The organism is Rufibacter aurantiacus (assembly GCF_017916345.1).
Classification (GTDB): domain Bacteria; phylum Bacteroidota; class Bacteroidia; order Cytophagales; family Hymenobacteraceae; genus Nibribacter; species Nibribacter roseolus.
Genome location: NZ_JAFMSV010000003.1, coordinates 353326 through 378314, shown reverse-complemented (window position 1 = coordinate 378314; position 24989 = coordinate 353326). Strand labels below are relative to the sequence as shown.

Annotated in this window: 18 protein-coding genes; 5 read left to right on the top strand and 13 right to left on the bottom strand. The window is 52.2% G+C overall.

Translation table 11 applies throughout. From position 1 onward, the window contains the following. Nucleotides 1-39 precede the first annotated feature (39 nt). Together gyrA and J3P34_RS12115 are read right to left on the bottom strand one after the other, a co-directional pair. Nucleotides 40-2673 (bottom strand): DNA gyrase subunit A, encoded by a 2634-nt coding sequence (gene gyrA / locus J3P34_RS12120; protein ID WP_210488950.1) that lies wholly within the window; start codon nt 2671-2673, stop codon nt 40-42. A 70-nt stretch (nt 2674-2743) separates the two neighbouring features. Next, nucleotides 2744-2893, bottom strand: coding sequence for a hypothetical protein (locus tag J3P34_RS12115; RefSeq protein ID WP_210464929.1), 150 nt, complete (start codon nt 2891-2893; stop codon nt 2744-2746). Nucleotides 2894-3132: 239 nt separating this feature from the next. On the opposite strand from J3P34_RS12115, the gene J3P34_RS12110 reads away from it, so the two are divergent. Further along, nucleotides 3133-3894 carry a hypothetical protein gene (locus J3P34_RS12110; RefSeq protein ID WP_210488949.1) on the top strand — a complete coding sequence of 254 codons (762 nt, stop codon included), beginning with the start codon at nt 3133-3135 and terminating at the stop codon, nt 3892-3894. 57 nt (nt 3895-3951) lie between these two features. Here J3P34_RS12110 and J3P34_RS12105 read toward each other — a convergent pair whose 3' ends face one another. Genes J3P34_RS12105 through J3P34_RS12095 form a run of 3 tightly spaced genes read right to left on the bottom strand, consistent with a single transcriptional unit; the run spans nt 3952 to nt 8113 of the window. Continuing rightward, entirely contained in the window at nt 3952-5685 is a 1734-nt protein-coding gene (locus J3P34_RS12105) for a M14 family metallopeptidase (RefSeq protein ID WP_345890358.1), read from the bottom strand. 51 nt (nt 5686-5736) lie between these two features. After that, entirely contained in the window at nt 5737-7398 is a 1662-nt protein-coding gene (locus J3P34_RS12100) for a M14 family metallopeptidase (RefSeq protein WP_210488947.1), read from the bottom strand. Between the two features lie 22 nt (nt 7399-7420). Further along, complete coding sequence (locus tag J3P34_RS12095) at nt 7421-8113, bottom strand: HD domain-containing protein (protein ID WP_210488946.1); 693 nt, start codon at nt 8111-8113, stop codon at nt 7421-7423. A gap of 461 nt (nt 8114-8574) precedes the next feature. Between J3P34_RS12095 and J3P34_RS12090 the strand changes: the two genes are divergently transcribed. Beyond that, nucleotides 8575-9714, top strand: a complete 1140-nt coding sequence (locus J3P34_RS12090) for a BamA/TamA family outer membrane protein (protein ID WP_210488945.1) — start codon at nt 8575-8577, stop codon at nt 9712-9714. 95 nt (nt 9715-9809) lie between these two features. Here J3P34_RS12090 and J3P34_RS12085 read toward each other — a convergent pair whose 3' ends face one another. From J3P34_RS12085 to J3P34_RS12055, 7 genes are all read right to left on the bottom strand, one after another. Further along, complete coding sequence (locus tag J3P34_RS12085) at nt 9810-10469, bottom strand: OmpA family protein (RefSeq protein ID WP_210488944.1); 660 nt, start codon at nt 10467-10469, stop codon at nt 9810-9812. Between the two features lie 6 nt (nt 10470-10475). Continuing rightward, nucleotides 10476-12233 carry a hypothetical protein gene (locus J3P34_RS12080; protein WP_210488942.1) on the bottom strand — a complete coding sequence of 586 codons (1758 nt, stop codon included), beginning with the start codon at nt 12231-12233 and terminating at the stop codon, nt 10476-10478. A gap of 229 nt (nt 12234-12462) precedes the next feature. Beyond that, a complete protein-coding gene (locus tag J3P34_RS12075) occupies nt 12463-13407 on the bottom strand; it encodes a hypothetical protein (protein ID WP_210488941.1) in 945 nt (314 codons plus the stop codon). Between the two features lie 175 nt (nt 13408-13582). Further along, a complete protein-coding gene (locus J3P34_RS12070) occupies nt 13583-17038 on the bottom strand; it encodes a cell division protein FtsA (RefSeq protein WP_210488940.1) in 3456 nt (1151 codons plus the stop codon). Nucleotides 17039-17198: 160 nt separating this feature from the next. Beyond that, complete coding sequence (locus J3P34_RS12065) at nt 17199-18650, bottom strand: hypothetical protein (RefSeq protein WP_210488939.1); 1452 nt, start codon at nt 18648-18650, stop codon at nt 17199-17201. 3 nt (nt 18651-18653) lie between these two features. Continuing rightward, complete coding sequence (locus J3P34_RS12060; RefSeq protein ID WP_210488938.1) at nt 18654-19067, bottom strand: hypothetical protein; 414 nt, start codon at nt 19065-19067, stop codon at nt 18654-18656. 2 nt (nt 19068-19069) lie between these two features. Continuing rightward, complete coding sequence (locus J3P34_RS12055; protein ID WP_210488937.1) at nt 19070-20407, bottom strand: hypothetical protein; 1338 nt, start codon at nt 20405-20407, stop codon at nt 19070-19072. Nucleotides 20408-20761: 354 nt separating this feature from the next. Between J3P34_RS12055 and J3P34_RS12050 the strand changes: the two genes are divergently transcribed. The 3 genes from J3P34_RS12050 to J3P34_RS12040 all read left to right on the top strand — a co-directional run bounded on the left by J3P34_RS12050 (nt 20762) and on the right by J3P34_RS12040 (nt 23030). Then, nucleotides 20762-21118, top strand: a complete 357-nt coding sequence (locus J3P34_RS12050; protein ID WP_210464916.1) for a cupin domain-containing protein — start codon at nt 20762-20764, stop codon at nt 21116-21118. Nucleotides 21119-21373: 255 nt separating this feature from the next. Continuing rightward, nucleotides 21374-21613: a heavy-metal-associated domain-containing protein gene (locus J3P34_RS12045; RefSeq protein WP_210488936.1), complete on the top strand. Its 240-nt coding sequence runs from the start codon at nt 21374-21376 to the stop codon at nt 21611-21613. Nucleotides 21614-21851: 238 nt separating this feature from the next. After that, complete coding sequence (locus tag J3P34_RS12040; protein WP_210488935.1) at nt 21852-23030, top strand: SDR family oxidoreductase; 1179 nt, start codon at nt 21852-21854, stop codon at nt 23028-23030. Between the two features lie 198 nt (nt 23031-23228). Here J3P34_RS12040 and J3P34_RS12035 read toward each other — a convergent pair whose 3' ends face one another. Continuing rightward, nucleotides 23229-24533, bottom strand: a complete 1305-nt coding sequence (locus tag J3P34_RS12035) for an erythromycin esterase family protein (RefSeq protein WP_210488934.1) — start codon at nt 24531-24533, stop codon at nt 23229-23231. Nucleotides 24534-24989 lie beyond the last annotated feature (456 nt).

Sequence of the window (24989 nt, the reverse complement as noted above, 5' to 3'; positions counted from 1 at the left end):
TGTTTGTGTATTTTCTCTAAAAACTGGAATTTTTAAAATTTAGTTCTCACTCAGCGTATCAGGGTCCAGGAGGTCAGTGGAGGTTTCCGGGTCAATGATGTCATCTTCCAGTACTTCATCCTCTTCGTCATCTTCCGCCGGGTCAATCATATCCTCTGGGTTCAGGGCTTCATCAATCGGCAACTCGGCTATTGGCAAATCAGACTCGCTCACTACTACTTCTGCTTTGTCTTCCACCTCAATCTTGGCTACAGATGAAATCTCGTCTCCTTCGTTCAGCCTGATCAGTCTCACCCCTTGTGATACCCGCCCGATAATCCTTAAATCTGCCACGCGTAACCTGATGGTGATGCCTGAACGATTGATGATCATGATATCATCTGAGTCAATCACGCCCATGATGGCCACCAGGTGACCGGTTTTCTCGGTTACATTCAGGGTTTTCACGCCTTTACCGCCACGGTTGGTGATCCGGTACTCCTCCAGCGATGAACGCTTACCAAAGCCTTTTTCAGATACTACCAGCAAGTTGGTATCAGGGTTATGTACACAAACCATACCAACTACTTTGTCGTCCTCTCCGGCCAGCGTCACCCCTCTCACCCCAGCCGCAGTACGGCCCATGGTACGCACTTTCTCCTCGTTGAACCGTACGGCACGGCCAGAACGCAGGGCAATGATCACGTCATTGGCTCCGTTGGTCAGCTGCACGTCCAGCAGGCGGTCGCCTTCATTGATGGTGATGGCCTGGATACCCGCTTGTCTCGGTCTTGAATAGGCCTCTAGCGGCGTTTTCTTGATGGTTCCCTGCTCGGTACAGAACACCAGGTAGTTGTTCAGGACGTAATCTGGGTTCTTGAGGCCGCTTACGTTTATCACGGCGCGTACCTTGTCCTCTTTCTCAATGTTGATGAGGTTCTGGATGGCGCGGCCTTTGGTGGTCTTGCCACCTTCCGGCACTTCGTACACTTTAAGCCAGAATACTTTACCGGCCTCGGTGAAGATGAGCAGATAGTTGTGGGTGCTGGCAATAAACAAGTGCTCAGTGAAGTCATCTTGTTTTGAAGTAGCGGCGCCTCTTGAACCAACCCCGCCCCTACTTTGGCTGCGGTACTCGGTGAGCGGCGTTCTCTTTACGTATCCTTCGTGCGAAATGGTGATTACCATGTTCTCATCCGGGATCATGTCTTCCAGGGAAATGTCGCTGGATACCATCTCAATGGCCGTGCGGCGCTCATCGCCGTAACGGTCCCGGATATCTGTCAGCTCTTGCTTGATAATCTCCATTCTTAAGCCTTCGTCGGCTAGAACGCGGGTCAGGTAATCAATCAGTTCTTTGATCTCCTGGTACTCCTTCATGATCTTATCGCGCTCCAGGCCGGTAAGGCGCTGAAGACGCATCTCCAGAATAGCCCTTGCTTGGATGTCAGATAACTGGAATCTTTCGATCAAGCCGGTTCTGGCCACTTCCGGATCGCGGGAAGCTCTGATGAGGTTGATGACCTCGTCCAGGTTATCCAGTGCGATGAGCAAGCCTTCCAGGATGTGCGCGCGCTTGCGGGCTTCCTCCAGCTCAAACTCGGTTCTCCGGATCACCACTTCATGGCGGTGGTCCACGAAGTGCTTGATCAGATCCTTCAGGTTCAGGGTCATTGGGCGACCACCTACGAGCGCCACGTTGTTCACCCCGAAGGACGACTGCAGCTGCGTGTACTTGAACAAGTTGTTCAGCACCACGTTTGGCACGGCGTCTCTTTTCAAATCATACACAATGCGCAGACCCTCGCGGTCAGACTCATCACGCAGGTCAGAGATGCCTTCAATTTTCTTCTCGTTGATGAGGGCGGCAGTTTTCTCAATCATTGCCGCCTTGTTCACCATGTAAGGGATCTCGGTAACAATGATCTGGTCCTTGCCTGTTTTGGAGGTCTCAATCACGGCTTTGGCCCGCACAATCACACGGCCACGGCCAGTCTCAAAGGCATTCTTTACTCCGTCATACCCGAAGATGATACCTCCCGTTGGGAAGTCTGGCGCGGTGATGTACTTCATAAGGTCAGCCACACTGATCTCAGGGTCTTCAATAAAGGCGATGGTACCGTTCACTACCTCGGTGAGGTTGTGAGGCGCCATGTTGGTGGCCATCCCTACCGCAATCCCCGAAGTTCCGTTTACCAGCAGGTTTGGAAATTTCGCCGGAAAAACGCTGGGCTCCTTCAGGGAGTCGTCAAAGTTAGGGACGAAGTCAACGGTGTTTTTCTCCAGATCGGCCAGCAGTTCGTCAGCGATGCGCTTCAGGCGGGCTTCGGTGTAACGCATGGCCGCCGGTGAGTCACCGTCAATGGACCCGAAGTTACCCTGACCATCTACCAGGGGATAGCGCAAAGACCAGGGCTGCGCCATCCGCACCATGGTGTCGTAAACAGATGAGTCGCCGTGCGGATGGTATTTACCCAATACCTCCCCCACAATCCTGGCTGATTTCTTGTATGCTTTGTTATAGGAAACTCCCAATTCAGACATCCCATACAACACGCGGCGGTGCACTGGTTTCAAGCCATCGCGCACATCCGGAAGGGCCCGGGAAATAATAACGGACATTGAATAGTCAATGTACGCCCCGCGCATTTCGTCTTCTATGTTAATGGGAATTATCCGCTCGTTTTCTGCCATTTTACTTCAATACAGCTTAAAATTTGTACTATTTGTAAGCCTGCAATTTACGAAAAAAGATAGTGATTTGCTAATTTTTGCCCTTCTTCCGGCCACTCTTTCCGTCCAGTTCCTTCTGCATGGCTTTTGAGTTTTTGGGGAGCTTCTCGCCTATTCTGGGATTCTGTTTTTTATACCAGGGCATGCCTCTGTACTCACCCTCGCCATGGCGGTGAACCATGCGGGTTTGGCAGGAGGAAATGGGACAGGCTGGTCTACAGGATGAGGCCAAAACGCTGCAGAAAATAATCAAGAGGAAGTAAAAAACACTTTTTCTCATAAGGGGCATCATAGGAAAAATGGAAAGAAGTTCTGCCACAAAATAAGCTAATTCTGAAGCGCGACTCCCAATTTTTTGGTTATTCCTAGAAAAATCATACATTGGTATACAGATAAAACCAGCTCTACCTGTTTACCCTCATGAAAATTAACGCCAAAAGCCTCTTTGTATTTACCTTAGGATTAACTTATTCCACCCTTGGTTTCTCCCAAACCAACGCTCCGCAGGGAATGGCCGCCCAGATGAACCTGAATACCCTGGCGGCCGGGGGAAATGCCGCTAACGTGCGGATATTTGACAACAGGTACGAAGGTGTTAAAGGAAGCCCGTATTTTATGGAGGCCTGGTTACCGGGTGAGATAGAAATCAAGGCAGGAAACACCGGTAAAACCGAGCTCTTTAAAGACCTGAACCTGAAATACGATGTATTCTCCAACCTTCTGGTGGCGGTGATTCCCCAAACGAAAGACACGCTCCAGATCAGTACCCTCCCTGTCATTTCTTTCCGTATGGAAGCGCCTGCAGGAGACAAATTGGAGTTCAGAAGAATAAAAGAAGCCCGCGAGCTTGACCCAGCTTTGGCAGATGCTTTTTTTGCCGTGCTGTATGACAGCCAGAACGGAAAGGCTACCGTAGTGAAAAGGATTGCTAAAAAGAAAATAGAAGCCAACTTCAAAGGCCCGTACAGCGCAGGTCAAACTTATGACGAGATCGTAGATGAGACCAGTTATTACGTGGTGGCAAACGGCAAAATGAAGAAGGTGAAGCTGAACAAAAAATCTCTTTTAGAGGCGTTTCCAGAAAAAGCGGACCAAATTAAATCCTTTATTTCCAGCCAGAAACTGGCCATGTCTTCAGAGGCAGACCTGGTTAAAGCAGTTACTTATTACCAGTCTATATAAGCAACAATTACACCCTAAAAACAGAAAGGGCGACCCGGTGGGCCGCCCTTTCTGTTTTTAGGGTGTATTCTTTGAATCAGGCTCAAAACGGCGGCTTACCACCCCTCCTTTTCGGCTATCAACTTCGACCAAAAGGTTTGGCTTGTTGGCCTTCACAATCCAGCGGGCTTTGATGTAGCCCATGCCCGGGATGTTAGGAATTTCCAAACGGGCCGGGTTCAGTTTCTGCTCTTTACCCAGGTTCAGGTCAGCGTTCTCCAGCACCATGCCAGCTACCACAGTAGAATCCCGCAGGGAGATATAGTCTGGCCGCTCAATTCTGTATTTCAGGTCCTGGCTGGAGTGTGTGGGAATGATGCGGGTGTTAGCCACAGTGGCTGTCACCTCCGTTAAGCCGTGGGGTAGTTTCCGGGTCTGCACATCCTGGATCACCAACTTCGGTAACTGGAACGCCTGGTACACGGTGAAAGCCATGTTGCGGTGGGCATCTTCCTCCAGTAAAAAGCCCGGATGTGCCCTGGGATAGTTCTTCTTGAAGCCTCCTATTTCCACTTTGCCGTAGGTAGGGTGGTCAAAAGGCGTCCACTCCACAAAGGCATCGTTGAACAAGAGCATCTGGTTAAAGTCGTATTGTTCTGCTTCCCGGTCTGCGGAGCTGGTGCCCTTGCGGTCAAATTGCAGGTACGGCGACATAAGCTCGTTGGAGAACGTGAAGATGCCGCGGGCACCATGAAACCAGTCCAACTCACCCCCGAAGGCGGAGTAAAGGTCTTTGTATACCACCATGTAGGTGTAGCCTGGTATGATTTGCTCAGCGTATTTCCCCAGCAAGTCATATACCTGGTTGTCGTCCCGGTTATATGTGTTCTGGTCTTCCTCTGCCCCGGGGCCACGCAAAATCATGCCGCCATTGTTGTGGTAGCTCTGTGCGCCCGCGATGTTGGGGTGGCGCAGCACAAAGTCTTTCACCGCCCGGTTCTCGGGGATGGAGAACGGGTATTTGTAGGCGCCTCGTTGAATGTAATCTGGCTGCCAGTTCCAGCCCCAATCGCGGTTAGGGTCATAGTAGCCGGGAGGGTCTTCGTTTACCTTACCATCGCCGTCATTGTCTAAACCTTCGTAGCCCAGCAGTTCATACTGGCCTGGTTGGTCGGGTTTGGCCGGGATGAGCCGAAGCGGGTTCTGCGGATCCTGGATGTACCGTCCGTTAGGTGATTTGCGGCGCATAAAGGTGATGTGCCCGTCCTTGTTCAGGTCGTCGGGTTGGTCCTCATCTACCAAACCGTCACCATCATCGTCCAGGGGAATCATGCCGGAACGGGGCGAGTGCGGCGAGTTGGCCTGGTGCATGAAATGGTTCCGCGCATCAGGGTTGATGGTGGGGATGATGTAGAACGTCTTCTGCTGCAACAGCTCCTGGATGAACTTGTTGTCATGGAAGTTCTCTACCAAATACCATGCAGTGTACAAGGCAAATTCAGAGCCTTGGATCTCATTTGAGTGGATGTTCCCATCAATGTACATGGCCGGTTTCCGGTCCGGATCGCCGGTGTTGAAATCAGAAATGGTGAGCACCCAAATGCGTCGACCTTCGTAGGAATCGCCGATGGTTTCCATTTTCACTAAATCTGGGTGGGCTTTGGCTAACTTGGCGCATATCTCGGTGAGGCCGTCATAGTCATAGTACCGGTTCCAGCTTACGGTTACTTTGGGAGCTTGGGGCGTGCCGGCAGCCCTGAAAACCTGGTCTGCCGTTTGGGCCTTGGTTTCCGAAATCAGCCCAGAAAACAAGCAGGCTGATAGAAACGCTATTGTTAAAATTCTTTTCTTCATGGCAGGAAACTAGCGGAGGAAGACTTCTTTGGTTTGTTTGCCGGCAGTGGGGCTGCTGGCCATGATGGAGACATAGCCTTTGCCGCTCACGAGCCAGGAAACCTGGAACTTCTCGCCACCCGCCAACGCGTTGCTCAGCTGGATTTTATTACCCGAGACCACTTCCTGGTTATCGCTCAGCTTAAGGGTCACCTTCACTTTCTGCACCCATCTTGACTTGTCTCCTATCTCTGAATGCGTGGGCAGGGAGCCCTGGTTGTATACGTCGGCGGTGATGCGGGTGAGGCCGCCGGCCACTTTCTCTGAGCTGATGTTCACGATCTGCAGAGAAGGCATCCATTTAGCATATGCTGAGAAAAACTGGAAGTGCTTAGTGGCTATGGGCCCTAAGGTGCGCACCGGTGGGGTTTGTTTCACGTAAGGTGCCAGGCCGCCTATCTCTACCTGCTGATCTGGGAAATCAGGGTGCTTAATGGGTTTCCAGTTTATAAAAACACCGGCCATATCATTGGCCTCTGCCCAGCGCAGGAAATTAACGTCATCATGCTCAGAGGGAGCCTGCGGCTTTTTGCCACCGGTGGTGTCTTTAGATGCCTCTATAGGCGGGGTCCACCAGCCGGGCGTGCTGTAGCTGAACCTTCCGTAATGGAAATACGCCCACTGCAACACATCGCCGGGCGAAGGTGCTACACGGGGGGCGTTTTTAGGCTGGATGGTTCTGTTATAAAGCTTGGAAATCTGGCTGTTCACGGCGGCATCTTTCTCCAGCAAACCACTCACAATGCGCTTGGAGGTGGCGGCTTTGTCATACCGCAGGGGCTCAGTGAGGGTGTTGGCCGGCCCGAAGACAAACACTGCGTACACGTTCCTGGCCTCGTACATGAAATCTGCGAAGGCTTTGGTTTCGCGTTCAGACATAGGGTGCTCGCCGGCCCCCTGCTGGAAATAAGGGTAGTCAAAGGTGAAATTCCGGTTGAACATCACGCCGCCCTCTGGATCTTCGTTCCACTTGCCGTCTTTGTCGTTGTCAATGCCCTCGGTGTAAAGCAGGTAACCGCCTTTCTCGCCTTTGGAGACATCGGCCTTCACCATAACCCTTGGGTCTTCATCCGCGGGACGGAACGGACCGGTGGGATTCTTGACGCGCATCATGGTGATGAGGCCGTCTTTGTTCAGGTCCTCGTACGGGTCTTCAAACATGCGGCCGTCCCGGTCATCGTCTATGGGCTGGGCGTTGCCGAACCGCTCCCAGCGAAGCTTCTCGTGGTACTGCTCAGAGGCATCCGGGTTGAGGTTGGGGAAGATGTAGAAGGTCTTGCTCAATAAAAGATCGCGCACCGAGTCCTGCAGAACGGCGCCCTGAAGCATCTGTTCGGCCATCTGCACGGCTAGTTCGGTGGTGGCAAGTTGGGTGCCTTCCACGCCCGCGGCAACCACAATGGCAGGTTTGTTTGCGGCATTGTCGCGGCCCATGGTCAAGAGCCAGATCTCTTTGCCGGTGGCGGTTTTTCCCACGGTGGTGAGCGAGACCAGTTTACTGTAGCGGGAACTCAGTTTCTGCAGCCGGGCGGTGAGCTGCTCATAGCTCTGGTAATCGCGCTGGGCCACGGCCACAGAACTTAGGCCGGAGAATGCGATGCCCAGCAAGGCTGCCTTTAAGTTTTTATTCATGAAAAATACTTGAGACTTTGTCCTAATCGGCTTTGGCGGTGAGATGAAAAGCAGCGGGCGGAACTTCTTCCCCGTGCCATTCCTGTAGAAATTGTTCTACAAACTGTTCCATGTAGGCATGTCTTTCCTGCGCCAACCGACGACCAGCGGCCGTGGAGAAGCGGTCTTTGAGCAGGAAAAGCTTCTCGTAGAAATGGTTGAGTGTAGGTCCCTGGTTTTTCTTGTATTCTTCAAAAGAAGCGTGTAAACGCGGTTCCTGCCCAGGGTGGTACATCTCGCGTCCTTTGTGCCCGCCGTAGGCGAAAGCCCGCCCAATCCCGATGGCCCCGATGGCATCCAGTCGGTCAGCGTCCTGTACTACTTTGCCCTCCAGCGTGGAAGGCGTGGTGTCAACGCCCGCGCCTTTGAAAGTCACCTCCCTGATGATCCGACATACATTCTGGATCAGGTCCTCGGGGGCACCCTGCTCCTCCAGCCATTTTTGGGCGGCCCTGGGACCGGCTTCCTCGTCTCCGGCGTTGAATTTCCAATCGGCGATGTCATGGAGCAGGGCGCCCAACTGCACAACGGTAAGGTCGGCGTTTTCCTGTTGGGCAATGGAGAGGGCGTTTTGCCAAACCCGTTTAATGTGCCACCAGTCATGGCCGGAGCCCTCACCGGCAAAAAGTTTTTCTACGTGTTGGGCGGTGATTGCCACCAGTTCTTCAGCATTCATCGGGGAAAATTAGTTAAAAAATCGCAGAGCATTGTTCCATGGGAGCCAGGTCACCGGACAATCCTGTTTTAGGTCTGTTTTCCTATAAATAAGGTCAAACCGGAGTAGCCGCATCATGAGGAGCCACGGTCTGGTACTAATTAGTTTGGCATTTTAACCCACCAGTAACCAGTGGCCTATTTTGGGGCCGATCTCAGGAAAACGGATTCTAAACAGATTAAACGCTCTGGTCCCCCTCCTGCTTTGGTCATTTACTTACTTATTTCCTTGAAGCATTTTTTGTGCTAACAATCTGCATTAGACCTTGTGAAGCACCAAAAAGGACCAATAAATCATAGAGCATCCCCTCACCAGATTAAAAATGTTGCTTTACAGGAGATTAAATGAATAATTCTGCCGGTTTTCTATATATAAATTGTGGTAAACACGTATAGAACCCGAGACAACCAACAAGAACGCCTTTGAAAACAAAACTACTTTTGCTGGCGCTATTCGCCCTGCCGTTGGCTTCTTTCGCCCAGATTACCACGGAGACTCCTGCTGATTCCCTGGCCCGGGATTCTGTAGACCAAAGCACCGCAACCCAGGATTCAGTGGCGCCCGCTTATCGGAAGTTGAATATCTATCCGGTGGCTTACTACACCCCAGAGACGCAGTTCGGTTTCGGGGTGAAACTGGTGCACGTGCGGAAATCAAAAGGACAATTCCCCGATGACCGGCCCGACCTGTACTCTCCTACTTTGGTATATACCACCAGAAAGCAAATCCTCACGGCCCTCTCCGCTGATGTTTGGCGCCAGCACAACGGCCAACATTTGTACGGACAGGCGGAGTACAATAACTATCCTTACTTCTTCTACGGAATCGGGAACAATAGCCCCGAGGAAGCCGAGGAACCCTATACCAGCCGTACCATCAACTTCTTCGGGCAGTTTGACCAAAAGATATTTGCTAAAGTGTTCCTGGGCGCCCGTTATGAATTCAAACACGAGACCCTGCCAGAAATACAGGAAGGCGGACAGTTGGCGCAGAAAAACATCATAGGAAGTGAAGGCGTGGTTTCCTCGGGGATTGGACCGGTTCTGATGATTGATAGCCGTGACAACAATTATACCCCCAAGAGAGGGCATTACCACCAGTTCTCGGCTTTATTTTTCGGTAAGTACCTGGGCGGAGAAAACAACTTTACCCGCTACCGACTGGACCTTAGGAAATACATGTCGGGTTTAGGGCCGGGAGTATTAGCTGTGCAGGGACTCTTTACCTTCACCGTTGGCGATGCACCTTTCCAGCACCTGGCTACCCTGGGCGGCGTGAACGTGATGCGCGGTTTCCTGGAAGGTCGTTTCCGGGATGAAGATGCCATTGTGGGCCAGGTAGACTACCGATTCCCCATCAAAGGGCGCATTGGCGGCGCGCTATTCGGCGGGGCCGGCCAGGTCTCCAAAAGAATCCCAGACTTTGCCGTGGACCAGTTCCACCTGGCCGGCGGCGCTGGCCTGCGCTACAGACTTAACGACGAAGGCATGGTGGTGCGCGGAGACGTAGCTTTCTCTAAGGAGGGCATGTACATCTACTTTTCCTTCGCAGAGGCGTTTTAAAGCTATTTTATTGAAAAAAGAGTAGAAATCAGAAAAGCCGCTGCAATTTAGGTTGCAGCGGCTTTTCTGATTTCTGATTATTACAATTTTACTTTTTACCTAACCTGCCTTGTCTCCAGCGTACCAACTTTGGGCAGGATCTGGATTACAAACCGGCGGTCCCGCACGTCTCCGGTACGGCCGGCGCCTTCAAAGCCACTGCCTGAGGCAATGAGTTCTATTCGTTCTTTGGGAAATCTGATGCCGGCGTTGCGCCAGAACTGCAGCAAGGCCAAAGCCCGTTTATAGCTCAGTTCCAGGGCGTACTCGCGCTGAGTGATGTTGCGGGCGTCTCCGCGGGGGAAACTGGCGGCCCGGCCATCGATCACGATGAGGTACTTTACATCGGCGCCTTTGACGGAGTTCACCACCCGGCTCAGTTCCTGCCCGGCCCGGCGCAAGGGTACCAAAGACCGCTGCGGAATAGAGGCGCTGCTTTGCTCAAAGAGCACATCCACCAGCAACTCGTGGCGTTTATACTTCTCGTTGTACTGGAAGTAGCGGCTGTCCAGGCGTGAAAGGGCGGCTTTGATTTCGTCTAGTTTCCGTTTCTCCTGCACCTCTACCTGCAGGCGGGCAATGTTGCGGAGGTTCTCCGATGATTTGTCGGTGAACATCTTGAAGCCCAGGACAAACAGTACCAACATGATGAGGAAAAGCGCCGTCATGAGGTCCACGTAACTGGGCCAGAAGAAGTCTTGGTTGTCTTTGTTCATGGCTGTTTATCCTTTCCGGCCATTGCTGGCACCCGTTCCGAAAATTCTGCCCAAGGCCGCTTTAATGGCACCTGGTTCCATGCTTTTCTCCACGTTGGCGTTCAGCACGGCCAATTGCTGCAGCAGTTTCTGCTGGATCTCGGTATCGGTGTCAATCTTGCGGAGCAGGCGCTCATTGGTCTGTTTAATCTCCTGAGCCAGGTCCTGCTGCTGCTTATTTAGCTGATCCTGTTGCGGGTTTAGATTCTCAAACGGATGCATGTAATCCAGGATGCGCTGGTAAAGGTTGTCCTCGTTAAGTCTTCTGAAGTGCTCCTGCCATTTTTCGTAGGCGTTTTGGGCGTCTCGTTCCTGATGCTGCAGTCGGGCCTGCATCAGGTCGGTGAGTTTAAGGGCCGCTTTGTCAAAATACTGCTCGGTTCGGTTAGCGATGGTATCCAGCTCTTCCTCATGGCGGGCGAAGAAATTGATCTGCCGCTGAATGGATTCATCGTGCTGCTGCAGGTAGCCGGGCACCAGGTCAAATCCTTCCTGCAGTTTGGTCAGGCGGTTCAAGACCTGGGTGATGTTCTGGGTGAGTTCGCCGCCTTTCCTGACGGATTCATTCAGGGCCTCCTGGTACTGCAGAAAGTTCATGAACAGGCGCTCGCTTTCCTTAATCTTGTCAAACACCTGCAGGTTGGCGTTGGCCATCTGGGTAAAGCCTATCTGGTCCAGCTTCTGGATAAATTCCTTCTGCGTGCTGATGTTATCGGTGAGCGTCTCCACAATCGGGCGGAAGCCCAGGATCTTGTCCAGGAAATCCTTGTTAAACGAGTCCAGCACCGATTTCAGGTTCCCCAGACTGGCCGACATGTCTGAGTTGAGCTTGGGCAGCAGGTGCGTTTGCAGGAAGGTGTAGTAGTCGTTCTTTAGGCGGTCGCGGAGGCTGCGGGCATTCTTGAGGGCATGGTTGCCCATCATGGTGAAAAGCAAACCGCAAAGGCTTCCGGCCATGGCAATGAGCACCCCGAACAAGAAGGACGGAATATTCTGATCGGTGATAAAGGAAGAACCTTCATCTGCGGAGCCCGTGAGGCCGGTCCAGATCAGGCTGGAGAGCCCCAGGATTACGCCGGCGAAAGTCCCCAGCAGACCCACGTAGAGCGGTGTAGCAATAGTGGACTGCACCTCCGCGTCAAGGGCATCTGAGTGGCGCTCGGCCACGTCTTTGAGGATGTCAAAATCGGCGGCCGCGCCCTTGTTCAGCCTCAGGTACTCATTTGTGCTTTTGTTGATTTCCTGGAACGTGGCCGAGGTATGCTGCGCCTCAATCAGGTCCACGTAATCAGAAGGGTCTTCACTTGCCTTGGGAGCTGGCGCGGTTGCGGGGAGGTCCTTGGCCAGGTAGATGTTGCCGTCCCGGTGCAGCTGCCTGAATTTCTCAATGTTGATGGTGTAAAATGGGATCTCCCCGTTCTGCGCCTCAATGTGCAGTTCCTCGGCATCTACCGCAATGATCCTTTTCACCACCGGGTTGGTGGGCGAGAATTCCCTGAAGTACTCACCGTAGAGCAGTTGGTCCCACTGTTTTTCCAGGGAGGGCGCCTCTAATGCTACCGGTTCTTTGGCAGTCAGCGACCGCCGGGCCACCGAAAGGTTTTCCTTGACCGGAAAAAGGCCCGCAATGCTTTCCACCTTCTTGCGGTTGGCCTGGTACACGCGCCATTGGTACCCAATGATGAGGATCACCAGCAGCGCCTCGAAAATAAATATTCCTTCCATGTAGGTTTGATGTATAGAAATGGGCAGCCAAACTTCCGTTTGGCATAAGGTGTTTTCCCTGTTGCAGACGCCTTTAAAGGTATAGTCTCAAGCTTTACTTCAGGTTAAAGATAGGTAATCTGAGGGTCTTTGGAGAGGTCTTAAAGCAAGGAGAACCGTTTTAGAGCTGCTTATTAAAAAACAGGCCTAAAACGGTTCTTTACTTTCAAAGACAGCTTCTGACTAAAACCTACCGGAAATCAATTCTGGCTTTTTCCTGTATTTTCCAGCCGGCACTAGTTCTCACAAGCACCCCATCACCTTGTTGGATGATTTTGCTTACCATGCGGTTAGAAGGCTTCTCAAAGGAGAAGGCGTTCTCCAGCCGGTCCATGCCCTGCGAGATCACAAAGGCCTGGTTGCCGCCCAGGTTAAACCGATAATTGGTGGTGGGGAGCCCTTCGGTGGGTGAGTCAATCTCCAGGTAAGAATCTGAATCTGGGCGCTGCTGCAACTGGTGCGTTTTAATGGTTCCGTCCTCGGGGATGATGGCGTAACGGGTACGGCTCACCGGCTCGGGAGCAGGCGCTGGGGCCGGCGCGGTCTGTTGGGTCAATTCGTTCAGGAGGTCATCGCCCACAATGCCCTGGCCTAATGTAGCGGTTGGAACTGGCTGCCCGGCAGGGCTCTGGTCCTCCCCGGCCATGACCGGCTCACGTCTTCTGTTTTCGCTTCTTCTCTGTTGTTGCTGCGGCTGCCGAGGTTCGCGGGCTGGTTGGGCGGCTCCGGCCACGGGCTGCTGCTGTGGCGGTTGGGGTTGTCTCTGGCGCTGCTCCTGGGGTTGACGCGGCTCCCGTGGTTCCTGCGGCTGGCGCTGCTCTCTGGGCTCACGCGGTGGTCTCTGCTGCTGGGGTTGTCCCTCCTGCTTCTGACGGGGCTCCTGTGGTTGACGCGGCTGCTGCGGCTGGCCTTGGTTTCCGCGCGGCTCCTGCTGGGCACGGCCGGGTTGCTGGTTCTGGTTTCTCTGTTTTTGCTCCTGAGGCTGTTGGGCCTTAGCTTGTTGGGGCTGCGGATTCTGCTGGTTTCCGCGGCCTTGCTGCCGACCATTGTCTTGCGGCTGGTTCTTGGCGCTTCTTCTCAATTGGTTTTCCAAGGACTTGAGACCGGCTTCCAGCTCGCGGTTTTTCCTTTCCAAGGACTTGGTTCTAGAAACGATCCCGCCCATTTTAAAAAAGGTGAATCCCGCGACAATTAGTGCCACAACTCCTAAGATGATAGGTACATATGCCATACCGTAAATAGTTTTTGAATAAAAATGACGTAACAAAAAGCCTCAGATGCGTTTGGCTATGGCATCTGAGGCATCAAAGTTAAACAAATGCGCCTACCTGTTGCTGATATAATTCTTTAGACAACAAATACAGCGATTGTTTCAGGGGCATGAAGAACATGGTCTCCGGAATGAGCTCCCGGTCAGAGAGGCCTCTGAGGGTTTCTTCCAGCACCATGGTATAGCTGTCCTGGATGTTGGAGCGCATGAAATTCAGGATCCAGTGCGGATCAACCTCCACACCCATTGAGCGCATGAGCGGTGCGATGTCCGCATCGTCCAGGAGCATTTCCAGGCAGTTCATCACATTGTCCAGCACTTCCTGACGGATGGTGGAAGAGATCTGGCTTTTGTTCACCGCTCTCAAAGCATCCTCGCCGGAGGCGGCTCCCGTAGGGCGCATGATCGGAATGTCGGTGAGGTCAGACAGGTTGTTGCCTTCCAGGGCCATGGCGCCGCCGTTAGCCGTAACCTGTTTAGGGTTGTCAACTAACACCAACTTGAAGTTGCCCGGTGCTTCCTGGCCCGTCACTTTCCGGAAGATGGTTTTGGCGTACCGCTCCACGTTAGACAGGTTGTTGCCCGCAGCCAGTAGCTTGATGTACAAACTTCCCTGTCCGCTGAAACAGATGTAACGTGGTACCTGGGTGCCTAACTGCTGGGTGAGCTGCGCCAGGTGGTACATTAAGGCTCCAAAGTGCAGGTAGAACATCAGTCTCAGCTGACGGGCCTGCAAGAGCTGCGAGCTGTAATGGAGTTCCTTGTCATAGCTGAAAAGTAAGCTGGTGATATCGGCGGAGCTGAAATCAGGGTTATCCAGCGCGGTCTCCAGGAACTTCTTGTACTCCTTGCCTTCCTCGGTGAGCGGGATCTGCAGCACGTGGGCCACGCCGTATTGCAGCAAACCATTGTCCTTGCTTGTCTTCACCGAGGCGAAGCCATCGCCCCACAGGTCATTCCCGGCAAAGCGGAAAGAGGCGCTGTGCGAGGGTTTGCGGTTCGTAAATAAAAGTACATCAGTGGTACCGCCGCCTATGTCCACGTTGATGAGGTTCTCGTCTTGGCTGGGCACTACTACTCCAGTTCTGGACAGGTAATAGAACGGCGCCACCGACTCAGTGATGCAGGCCGTATTGCGGCCGTTTTTAAAAATGTTGTGGTAAACGCCGTCCCACACGTTCTGGAACATGTTGCGGGAGTAATCATCAAAGCTCAGCGGCGCGAACCACACCACCTTGGTGTTGGCCACGTTGCCGTGGTTCAAAACCACCTTGTTCTTGATCAGCAACATGATCTCGGTGAAGAACGCCTCAATCCGGCGCTTGCCGGTATTGGAAAGTGTCTCACTCCACTTCAGGTCTGTATGGTAATTCTGCTTGTACTGGTCTTGGTGCGTGCCCTCGGTATTGATGGAGAACCCGATGTTGATGTTCCCAAACAAGCTGGGAATCTGGTTCTCAAAGTCAATGGATTCGCAGGTTGCGGTTCTGGTAGGGAAAGTGTACAAAGATCCGCCCGAGTTGATAATCAAGGGCAGGAACTCGCGCTTAAGCAGAGTCTCCACCGCAAACAATCGCCCGAAGCCCCGCTTATGGAACCGCTGGTAATCCGATAAAGAGGTATCATCAGAGGGCTTGTTCAGCATCACCAATTGCTGGTCATTGGCCGTGATGGAGAACTCTTTAGGAGGTTGGTTCGCCCCAGAGGTGTACGCGATGTGCGTGTTGGAGGTCCCGAAGTCAATGGCGAAGGTAAAGGTCTGGATGCCCTGCTGCACTTCCTGGAACTTAGGCACGATCAAAGCCCGACCGGTTACGTCTACGCCTGTGTGCACCAGCTCGGCCACGTCAAAGTGCGTGCCCCTAATCTCATAGTAAGTGCTGCCGGCGCTGGCGTTGCTTTTCTTCGTCCTGCGCTGCGAGGTGGCAGAGATTAATCCTCCGCTGGCTTCCAGTTGCCGTCCGCCGGCGTAGAAGTTGAGCGAATGGTTTCTATTTACCAGTAGAGGATCAATGTCCTCGTCTACCAGCATTACCTTGTAGAAATCATTGTAGGTAGGCGCATCTGTGAACTTGTAGAACGGAAATACGCCTATGCCCACCCGGGATTTCAAGATATGCCCTTTTTCAGGGATGATCTCGCCGTGGGCATCCTTGGAGTTCAACGGGTTGTCATAGTAGCTGCGCTCGTAAACCACATTGCCCTTCTCCGTAGGGATAGACAAAGTCACCCGCACGTGGTTCACATCCACGTAGAAAGTGAGGTGCGTGGCCAGGTCCTGGGGCGTAAAATACTGGAAGTACAGACTGGTTACCGGCAACAGGTAATTGAAGACCTTCTCGGTCACGCCGGGTTGATACAGCACCGTGCCGCTGTAAAAACGGTCGGTGTTCACCTCATAAGGAACCTGCACGATGGTTTCCTGCAACAAGTCATTAACAGTGAGGTACGGGTAATTGAAACCTACGCCGGGCAGGGAACGGGCCTCAATCTCTTTGTTGTCTAAGTAGCCTACGTTGGTGTTAGCCGGCCAGGCCAGGTTGTTCACGTACTTCACGTGCGGCGCCAGACGCAGGTCTGGTTTCAGCACGATGGGTCGGTCACCGGAGAACATGAGGTTGGTTGGCCGCAGGAACAGGTCGCTGCTGGTTACCGCGGTCTGGTCTTTCTTCACCAAAAAGGTAAGATGGCCCACGTGTACCGGATTCTGCTGCAGGTCTACCAACGGCAGGTATTCAGCGGAGATGCCCGCCTGCCCCCCCACGCCTGACATGCTGATGCTTTTGAGCAGGTGTTCATCCAGGGAATTATACACGGCCGGGAAGGCACGGATGTATTCCGGATTAGAGACAAACAGCTTGTGCACGTACTCTTTGAAGTCGCGCTCGCGGTCATTGAGAGAAATGTAGTTGTTGTCAAAGTACACACCCACGTTCTGTGCGCGGTTAATGGCCAGTGGCTGCACATTGGGCGACACAAACAAGAAGGTCAGCGGCGAGGTACCGCCCAACAACTGCAGGCTGCGGTCACCGCGGGCTGAGGTGGACTCCAGGTAAAACAGGAACAGGTCCTCTACCCCATGGAAGCGGCTGTCGTTCATGAACAGCTCCAGCGTTTTGCCCAACAGGTGCGTGTTCTGGTTCGCCTGCATGGCCGCGAGCTGCTGGTGTTTGTTCCAGCGCCGGATCACGATCTTGTTTCCGCCTTGCGCGTAGCTCTGGTGGTTGTAGAGCAATTCCCACAAGTCCCAGAAATGGGTCACAAACTTATGGTAGATGCTGTTGTGGGTGCTGGTGACCCCTTGCTTCACAAAGTCAAACGCTGTCTCAAACAGGTGCATGCGGGCAAACGGCGTAGGAATGGAGGCGTTGATTTTCTGCGCCCTTCCGCCAGCTCCGTCCACCATGTCTTTGATCTCGGTGCTGGTGATCTGGGCGGTTTTCGCCCACCCTTCTACGTTTGAGCCGGTTTTATGAAGACGAAGTACTTTCGGCATAAATCTGTCTTTTTAAGGTGTTTTTGAAAAAAGAGGCGCTAAACGACTATAGTCATTTCTAATACCCTCCCTTTTGATGGTTGGCCAAAGGCAAACCCATGTTGATCTTCTGTTCTAAGGCTGTTTTCTAGAAATTACCCTAAAAACAAGCTAGAGCACATCAGGAATATTTCAGCTTTTCCTCTACCAACCTGTTGGTGGCAATCTCAAAAGCCTTGATGGTGGCTTTGAAGGCCTCGCGGTCTGTGATGGATTCTGAGGCGCGGTTCAGCTCTTTCACGAATGATCCCTGGTGAATGCCCTTGTTCAGGAAACCGGTTTCTACCTGCTTGTCTGAGACCATGCGGTTGAAATCTGGCTCGTTGAGGTTGAAGGCTGAGAAGGTTCGCTCCAAGCGGCTCAGTTCCCGCAACCATGATTCATAGCCGTACTCTGGACTGTTAAGAAACTTATTCAGTTCCTTGAAGACCGGCTCATTGCGGATGGCGCCGGCCAGGTCCACTCCTTTGGCGTAGGCCGCCTGCGCATCTTCGGGCACGTGGGTGTTGTAGTAGCGGGAGAAGTAATGGAACCTGATGAGCTGCTTGGCCAAACGGTCACGCGTTTCCTGGTCAAAATTTGAAAACTGCACATTATCCACGTCCTCTCTTAAACCGAACTCATGGTAATGCGAAGATCCGGTAAGCTCGTTATCTGAGTAATCCATGAAATCAATGATAGACAAGGCGCTGAGCAACTCAATGAGGTGCGCATCGTTTTTCTGGCTTGCGCGGCCGGGGTTGTTTTCCAGCGGTTTGTCCGGCGTGTCACCAATGTAATAGGTAGCGTTCACCCCGGTGAGGTGATTCTGGTAATACGAAAGCGCGTCTTTGGCTTTGGTGGTAAAGGTATTGGAGTCAATAAAATCCGCCTCCACGCCGGGCGCGGGCTGCTCCAGGGAGAAATACGGCAACACCACCATGGCTCCGGTCAGCGCCGAGTTTAGGCTAGAGGCATTGGGCAGTTTGGAATGAACATCCTTGAAGTTCTTCAGCAAGAGCGGGAAACCTGCCGCACCGGTACCCCCGAAGATGGAGCTCACGAAGAAAATGCGGTCCCCGGCCTGAAAGTTGGAGGCGAAGAAACGCATCTCCGGCGAATCAATGATCTCGTTCAGAACCACGCTTCCTACGTTCGGGCTGCCCCGGAAACCCACGTCCAGGCTGTTGTTCAGGTTCTCGGGGGTGAAGAGCAGGTCCACCAGCGCCTGGGAGTCAATGTCCAGTTGGTTGTAGCCCACGTGGTCTTTGAACGGCTTGTTGATGCCCCCGAAATCGTACACGAAAGAATCTCTGATCTTGGAGGAACCGTCGCCGGCAATGCTGGAGAGGGTGCTGATGTTGGTGTGGAAGAAGCCTTCCTCGCGTTTGCCCAGTTGGTCGTGGAGGTGCTTGTAGGTTTTGAGGAGCTCTACGGTGCGGTTCATGTCCCCGTTCTGGGTGTCAGGGTCAATGATGATGGGTACTATCTTGTCACAGTTCTTGATCTTGACACCTGCGGCCATGAGCATGACCAGCGAGCGGATGACCCTGGAGCCCGTGCCCCCAATTCCGAATACAAAAAGTTTTGCCATAGTTTATCTTGTGTGGGGCCATTTCATAGGAGTAGTCCAGGCCTGGACAGATCCTTTTTTAAGCAGCAATGAGAAAATGAAAAACAGAATAAGGCTGAGAATGGCGTTCACCAGCGCAAAGGTGTAGGTGTAGGAATGGGTTTCTATGCCATTGCTGTTTACCTGGGTGATAGGCACAATGAAGGCAATCACGGCGTTGATGATGAGCATGATGGTCCAGTGAATGGGCTTGTAGAAACCGGTGCTCATGACCCGGTTAAAAACGTAGTAATACAGGATGACCAGCGCCAGCGAGATCAATATGAGTTGGATACCGGTGTTGGGAAACACCACCTCGCGGTAATCATTGGTGTAGTTGGCAGGCATGGGGCGGCCCAGAAACAATTCATAGAGCCCGGAGAAGAAATTTTGGATCATCCTTACTTGGTTTCTTTGTTAAACTTCATGGTTACACTAAACACATTTTCACTTTTATCTCGGTAGAGCGCCTGCACGCCTTCCATAATTGAATTCAACTGGTACGTTTTCCTGGGAGCCCCGGCCGGGTTGTTGTCGTTGGCGGTTGACCACTGACTAATCCAGGTGGGCACTACCTGCGGCAAAGCAAGCGTGATAGAACCCGTGTTGGCCGTCAGTTGCGGAACTCTCACCCGCACAAAGTGGGTGTACTGATTCAGGTCTGGGGTGGCTTTTACGTCTTCCGAGGCTGCAATTACTGTACCAATAGACGCCTTTCCGCCGGTCACCGCCAGCCGCAGGTGCTGCTTGAGGTAAGCCTCGTCCTGCAAGGAGGCCGGGAAATCGCTGAGGTTCAACCCGATGGTGAACTCCACCGGTTCGTCTTTTTCCGGCATTAAATTTACGTTGGTACATACCTCCGCGGTCCGGCTGGTACAATACACAACGCCCGCGGGTCTGAATGTATTGGATTTAAGAATGGCCGAATACGGAACCCGCTGGTAGTCAAACCCAAAATATGCCTGTTGGGCCGGCAGATCGCGCAGCACCTTGTTTGTGACGGTCTGCACCTCCTGCTGTTTACCAATAACCCAGATGTAGAATGGCACTTCCTCCCCGTTGAGCGTGCGTTTTACGGCCGGTTTTTTCACGGCAGGGTAAAAACTCCCGAAGAACGGAGACGCATTGGCCAAAACCGCTACTACCAGGTTCTCATGCTCGGCCTGTTTCAGGCTGCTGCGGATGTCTGAGTCCAGGGAAAGGAACTGTCCGGGGTTATTGGGGTCTGGTCCGTGGATGAAATCCGAGACCACCACAGTCACCGCCCCACGCTTCAACGAATTGACAAGGGCTGCCTGCAGCATGTCGGGCAGCGGCGTGCCCAGTACATTGGCTTTGATGCCGCTGGTGATGGTGTTTTTGAGGGTACCGTAGGCAACGCTGTCCAGCACCGGCTGACCCTGGGCATTCTGCCCGGCCAGGTAAAAGCGTTTATCCTCCACGTAAATACCGTCCTGCACCTCAGATATGAGCTTGTTCAACCGCTTCTGGAAAACAGTGGGCTCTTTTTCAGCAGCGGGCGGTGGCATAAAGCCTTTCATACCATTGGATACCTCTAAGTACAGGTCCACGTCTACTTTGGTCTGGGCCGCGGGTGGGTTTTCTGCGGTTGGTTCGTTTACGGGCTTCTGCGTGTGGCTTTGCTCCTGCGCCGATGGCTTTTCTGAGGGGGTTCCCTCCTGTTTGGATTCCTTTTTATAGCAACCGGAGAAAACCAGCGCCATGCAAAGCAGTATCATTTCACCTCTACGAATACACCTTGATCTGTACATGCCCTTGGGATGAGTATTATTGCGCACTTACTTAGAATATAGAAAAAAGGTTATTTTTCCAATTTAGGCAAAAAACTGATTTGTAGGTACTGCCTGTTCCAACTTCCTGGCCTGGCTCACCATAACTTTAACTTAGTCAACTGGTTCTAGAACGTTGTAAAACCCAGGCTCGTGTACGCCCTTGCGTACGGACAATGAAAGACGTGAAATGGCCGGTTTCCTTCCATGATTAAAAAGGACAAGCAATTACGTCATTCAGATTCCAGGTAACTACTTCCTGCCAGATAGGTATATATACAGACCTACCAGAAACCACCACGTATGATCAGAGCTTTTAAACTGTACACTGGGGCAGATGGGCACTCCCATTTTACGCAAGGAACCATTCAAGAGAAGCTATCCACCCATGCGCTTTCCATCCATTTCAAGGAAACGCCACCTCATTCAGAGTATGACTGGCACCCCGCCCCCAACACCCAGTATGTCATGAGCCTGACCGGAACCCTGGAGTTCACCACCAGCCTGGGCGAGACTTTCATTCTGGAACCCGGCGATGTGCTGCTGGCCACTGATACCACCGGCAACGGCCACAAATGGAGAATGCTGGGTGACCAGCCCTGGAAAAGGGTTTATGTGGTCTTCAACCAAGACATGGATATCAACTTCATACCAGATTAAACTTCAACCAATTATACCGGCTTGTGTTCCTCATTTGAGAGCCCGTTCTCCTATCCTGTTTATTATACGTTTAAGCCCTAATTGGGTAAAAAACGGACCAAAACAGAAAAATCCTTTTTGGGCAATAATTTGATAGAAGTCAAATAAAACTTTTTAATGCCCTCGTTTCTGCCCCCTTTTTCAGGAAACCGAGTTAAAAAGACAAAGTATTGAAAGCCATTTGCTTATTGATTCCTTTAAACAACTGCTACTATTATGGAAATTCTCAAATTTAAAACCAATGTGTCTGACCAGGATGGTATAGCCAAAGTATCTCCTTTCCTGGATAAGGTAAAGGAGATAGAAAACTGGAAAATAGACACCCAAACCCAGGAAAATATTCTCAGCATCTCAGGTTCTGGCTTAGATCCGCAGAAAGTACAGAATGCCCTTGAAGATGCCGGTTACCAGGCGGAGCTTCTCCGTATCCTGGGGGTGGACGGGTCAGAACTTTAGCTGCTTGTCAGCCTTTATATAGTTGCCCTGCTCCTTTCAGTTGGTTCTTCTACTTCCCTAAGCTGCTGTTCATTTACCCTGCTGCCCTATTCTAACCCGTACTTTCATTGGCCGGAAAAGCTTTCTGGTAGCACCTCCATCTTCACTTAGAGGCAGAACATTGTATCTTCTGGAAATAAGCCTCGTAAGAAATTACCTATAACCATTTGCAATAATCCAATCCCTAAAAACGATAGCTATGAATTACTCTTTAAAACCGCTCAATGAGCAGGTAATTGTGATTACCGGTGCCTCTAGCGGCATTGGTTTGGCTACTGCCCTGGCAGCAGCCAAAAAAGGCGCCAAAGTAGTGTTGGCCGCCCGGAACCGGGAAGCCCTGACCGGGGTGGAACAGCAAATCCGGAATGAAGGCGGCGAAGCTATTCACGTGGCGGCCGATGTAGGACGCTGGGAAGAGGTGCAGTGGATTGCCGATGCTGCCCTACGCCATTACGGACGCATTGACACCTGGGTGAACGATGCCGGCGTTTCCATTTACGGGCGTCTGAGCCAGGTGAGCGATGAAGACAACAAACGTCTCTTTGATACCAATTTTTGGGGGGTGGTGTACGGCTCCCTGGCCGCCGCTTACCACATGCGCGGCAAAGGCGGTGCCATCATTAACGTGGGAAGCGAGCTCTCAGACGTAGCCATTCAGTTGCAGGGTATGTACTCGGCCAGCAAGCATGCGGTAAAAGGATTCACCGATGCCCTGCGTATTGAACTGCTGGAGGACAAGGAGCCTATCTCAGTAACCCTCATCAAACCGGCCGGCATTGACACGCCGTATCCTGAACACGCCAAAAACTACACGGGTCAGGCGCAGACCCTGCCCGCCCCGGTGTATATGCCCGAGGAGGTGGCAAATGCTATTCTGCATGCCGCTGTAAATCCGCACAGAGACATTATGGTGGGTGGCGGAGCAAAAGTCATGAGCACCTTGAACAAAAGGATTCCAGGTGTGATGGACTGGGTTAGCTCTAAAATGATGTCTAAAGGTCAGTTGAAGGATGAACCCGACACTTCCCGCCGGGATTCTCTGCATAGATCTGTCTCAGATGCCCGGGTGCACGGCAACCATGATGGCTACGTGATGAAAACCAGCCTTTACACCCGCGCCGTCATGCATCCCAAAGTGACCAGTGCCATTGCCCTGGCCGCCGGAGCCGCCGTGTATGCCCTTATCAACAACTCCAAAAAGAAAGGCCACACCAAGGCTACCAGCGGGTACTACAGCACAGGTGACACCCAAACCGGCAGCACCTATCCGGTAAACACCACCTACCCTGATAACACCAGCTTCGCGGCAGATGACCGTTTCCCGGAGGCAAACAATGCCCCTGACACCTCCATCTATCCGGAGAGCGGAAGAATCTGATAAGGTACTGCCATCATAAATGATTCTTTATAAAAGGATAGGAAAAGTAAAAAGCGGGCCGGAACTCTGTTTGAATTCCGGCCCGCTTTTTTTGTTTAAACTTCTAATTATAAAACTGTTTAAATAGTTAATAGAAACAAAAAGTTTAAGGCTCCTTCCTGAAAAACAGCCTTTAAATCCCTAATCCCTTATCCAGGATTACATCCCGAAAGGGAAGGTTTCAGGCATTTGGTGGCCCTTGTGTTCCAGGTGCAGCGGGTGAACGGCGTTGGTTTTGTCTATGTACAGAAAGGCATCGTATCGAGCCGATAGTTTGGTAGGGACATAGTTGCCACGGTCCCGCTCTGGGTGGTACACCACTCTAATGGCCCGGTGGCCCATCCAGCCCCGGAAGTATTCTTTCAAAGCCGGTTGTTGGTCAAAGATCAGGAGTTTGTTTTCTGCCGATGCCTCATGTAGGATCTTCTCCACGCTCTTTTCCATGGCCGGCGGCACGGGCATTTCCTGCATGGGGCCGTCCCACCTGCGTCCCGCAATCACGGAACCCTCGTATGACCCGAAACCCACCAGCACTACTTCCTCTGGCTTGTGCTGTTCCCGTACCAATTGGCCTACATTAATTTCCCCGTCATCTATCATATCGGTGGCCCGGGCGTCGCCGATGTGTGTGTTGTGTTCCCAGACGATAACCTTGGCTTCAGGTCCATGGTAGTTCATGAGGGTATTCAGGGCTTCCACCATGTGGCGGTCCCGTATGTTCCAGGAATTGTCTCCGAAAGCCGACATGGCCCTGTAGTATTTCTCACCGTTGGCGGCTACCAGAGCGTTGATCTCGGCGTTTAGACCAGCTTCAGGCGCGTGGTTGTACTGCCCGGCCTTTTGCCTTACTTCCAGCAATAACTGCAGTACAGCCTCCCGGCAGCTGGGCTTCATGGAACTGAGGGCAGTGGAATAAGACTCTTCTTCGCCGTAGGGCTCAAAGCAATCTATGGCCCGCCGCGCGTAAGCTGCCGCCTGCGGGTCTTCCTTTTCCAGGTAATCCACTATGATCTTCATGGAGTCCCACATGCTGTAGACATCCAGGCCGTATAATCCAATCTTCCGCGCCGGTACAAGCTTGTCATTGTGGCAACGCAGCCAACGGGCGAGAGCGGCTACTTCCCAGTTGGCCCACATCCAGGTAGGCCAGCGGTTAAACTGGCGCAGCACCTCCTCAATGCTCTCCGGCGTGTTTGGGTAGCCTTTGATCCATCGGTTTATCTCAAAACAGTCGGGCCAGTCACCTTCCACGGCGATAAATGAAAAGCCTTTCTCCTTGACGAGCCGCCGGGTAATCTCGGCCCGCCAGGTATAATACTCATGGGTACCGTGGGTAGCCTCCCCTAATAGCACATACCGGGCATCACCTATCCTTTCCAACAAGGGATCAAGGTCCTGGGCATTCTGAAGAGGAAGGCAGTAGTTAGCCAATCCGGTCCTGTTCTTTGCAGTGGATTCCGCCATGGTGAGGTTCTTCTGATGACCTTATTCTCAACGAACCTTGCACTATCGGGTTTGCCCAATCTGTCTACCTAAGCTAAAACAGATGTTATTTCATGGGAGTCGCAGAAAATACGGATAGGCCATTGATTATCATGATTTCTGTTGAATAGAGGGAGGTTTCTGTTTTAAGGGTATTTTCCATAAAACAAGCCAATTACAGCGGACCTATGATTGGTTCTTAAAGCAAGGAATACAAACTTGGAGAACAGGATAACGCCAGGTGTGGCAAGGCGGTGCTTAGGAAATGAAGCGAGGCCTTTGTTTTGGAGCCTGTTTTGGCAAAACATACGCGAAATGAACTAGACGCATTAGCCATCCAAAGCACCATGAAAAACTCCAAGCATTAACCTTAATGGTTTCTCTTTGATCATGCTCTGGAAAATGACAGGCAAAAATGCAGAGTTGGTCACTGCCGCA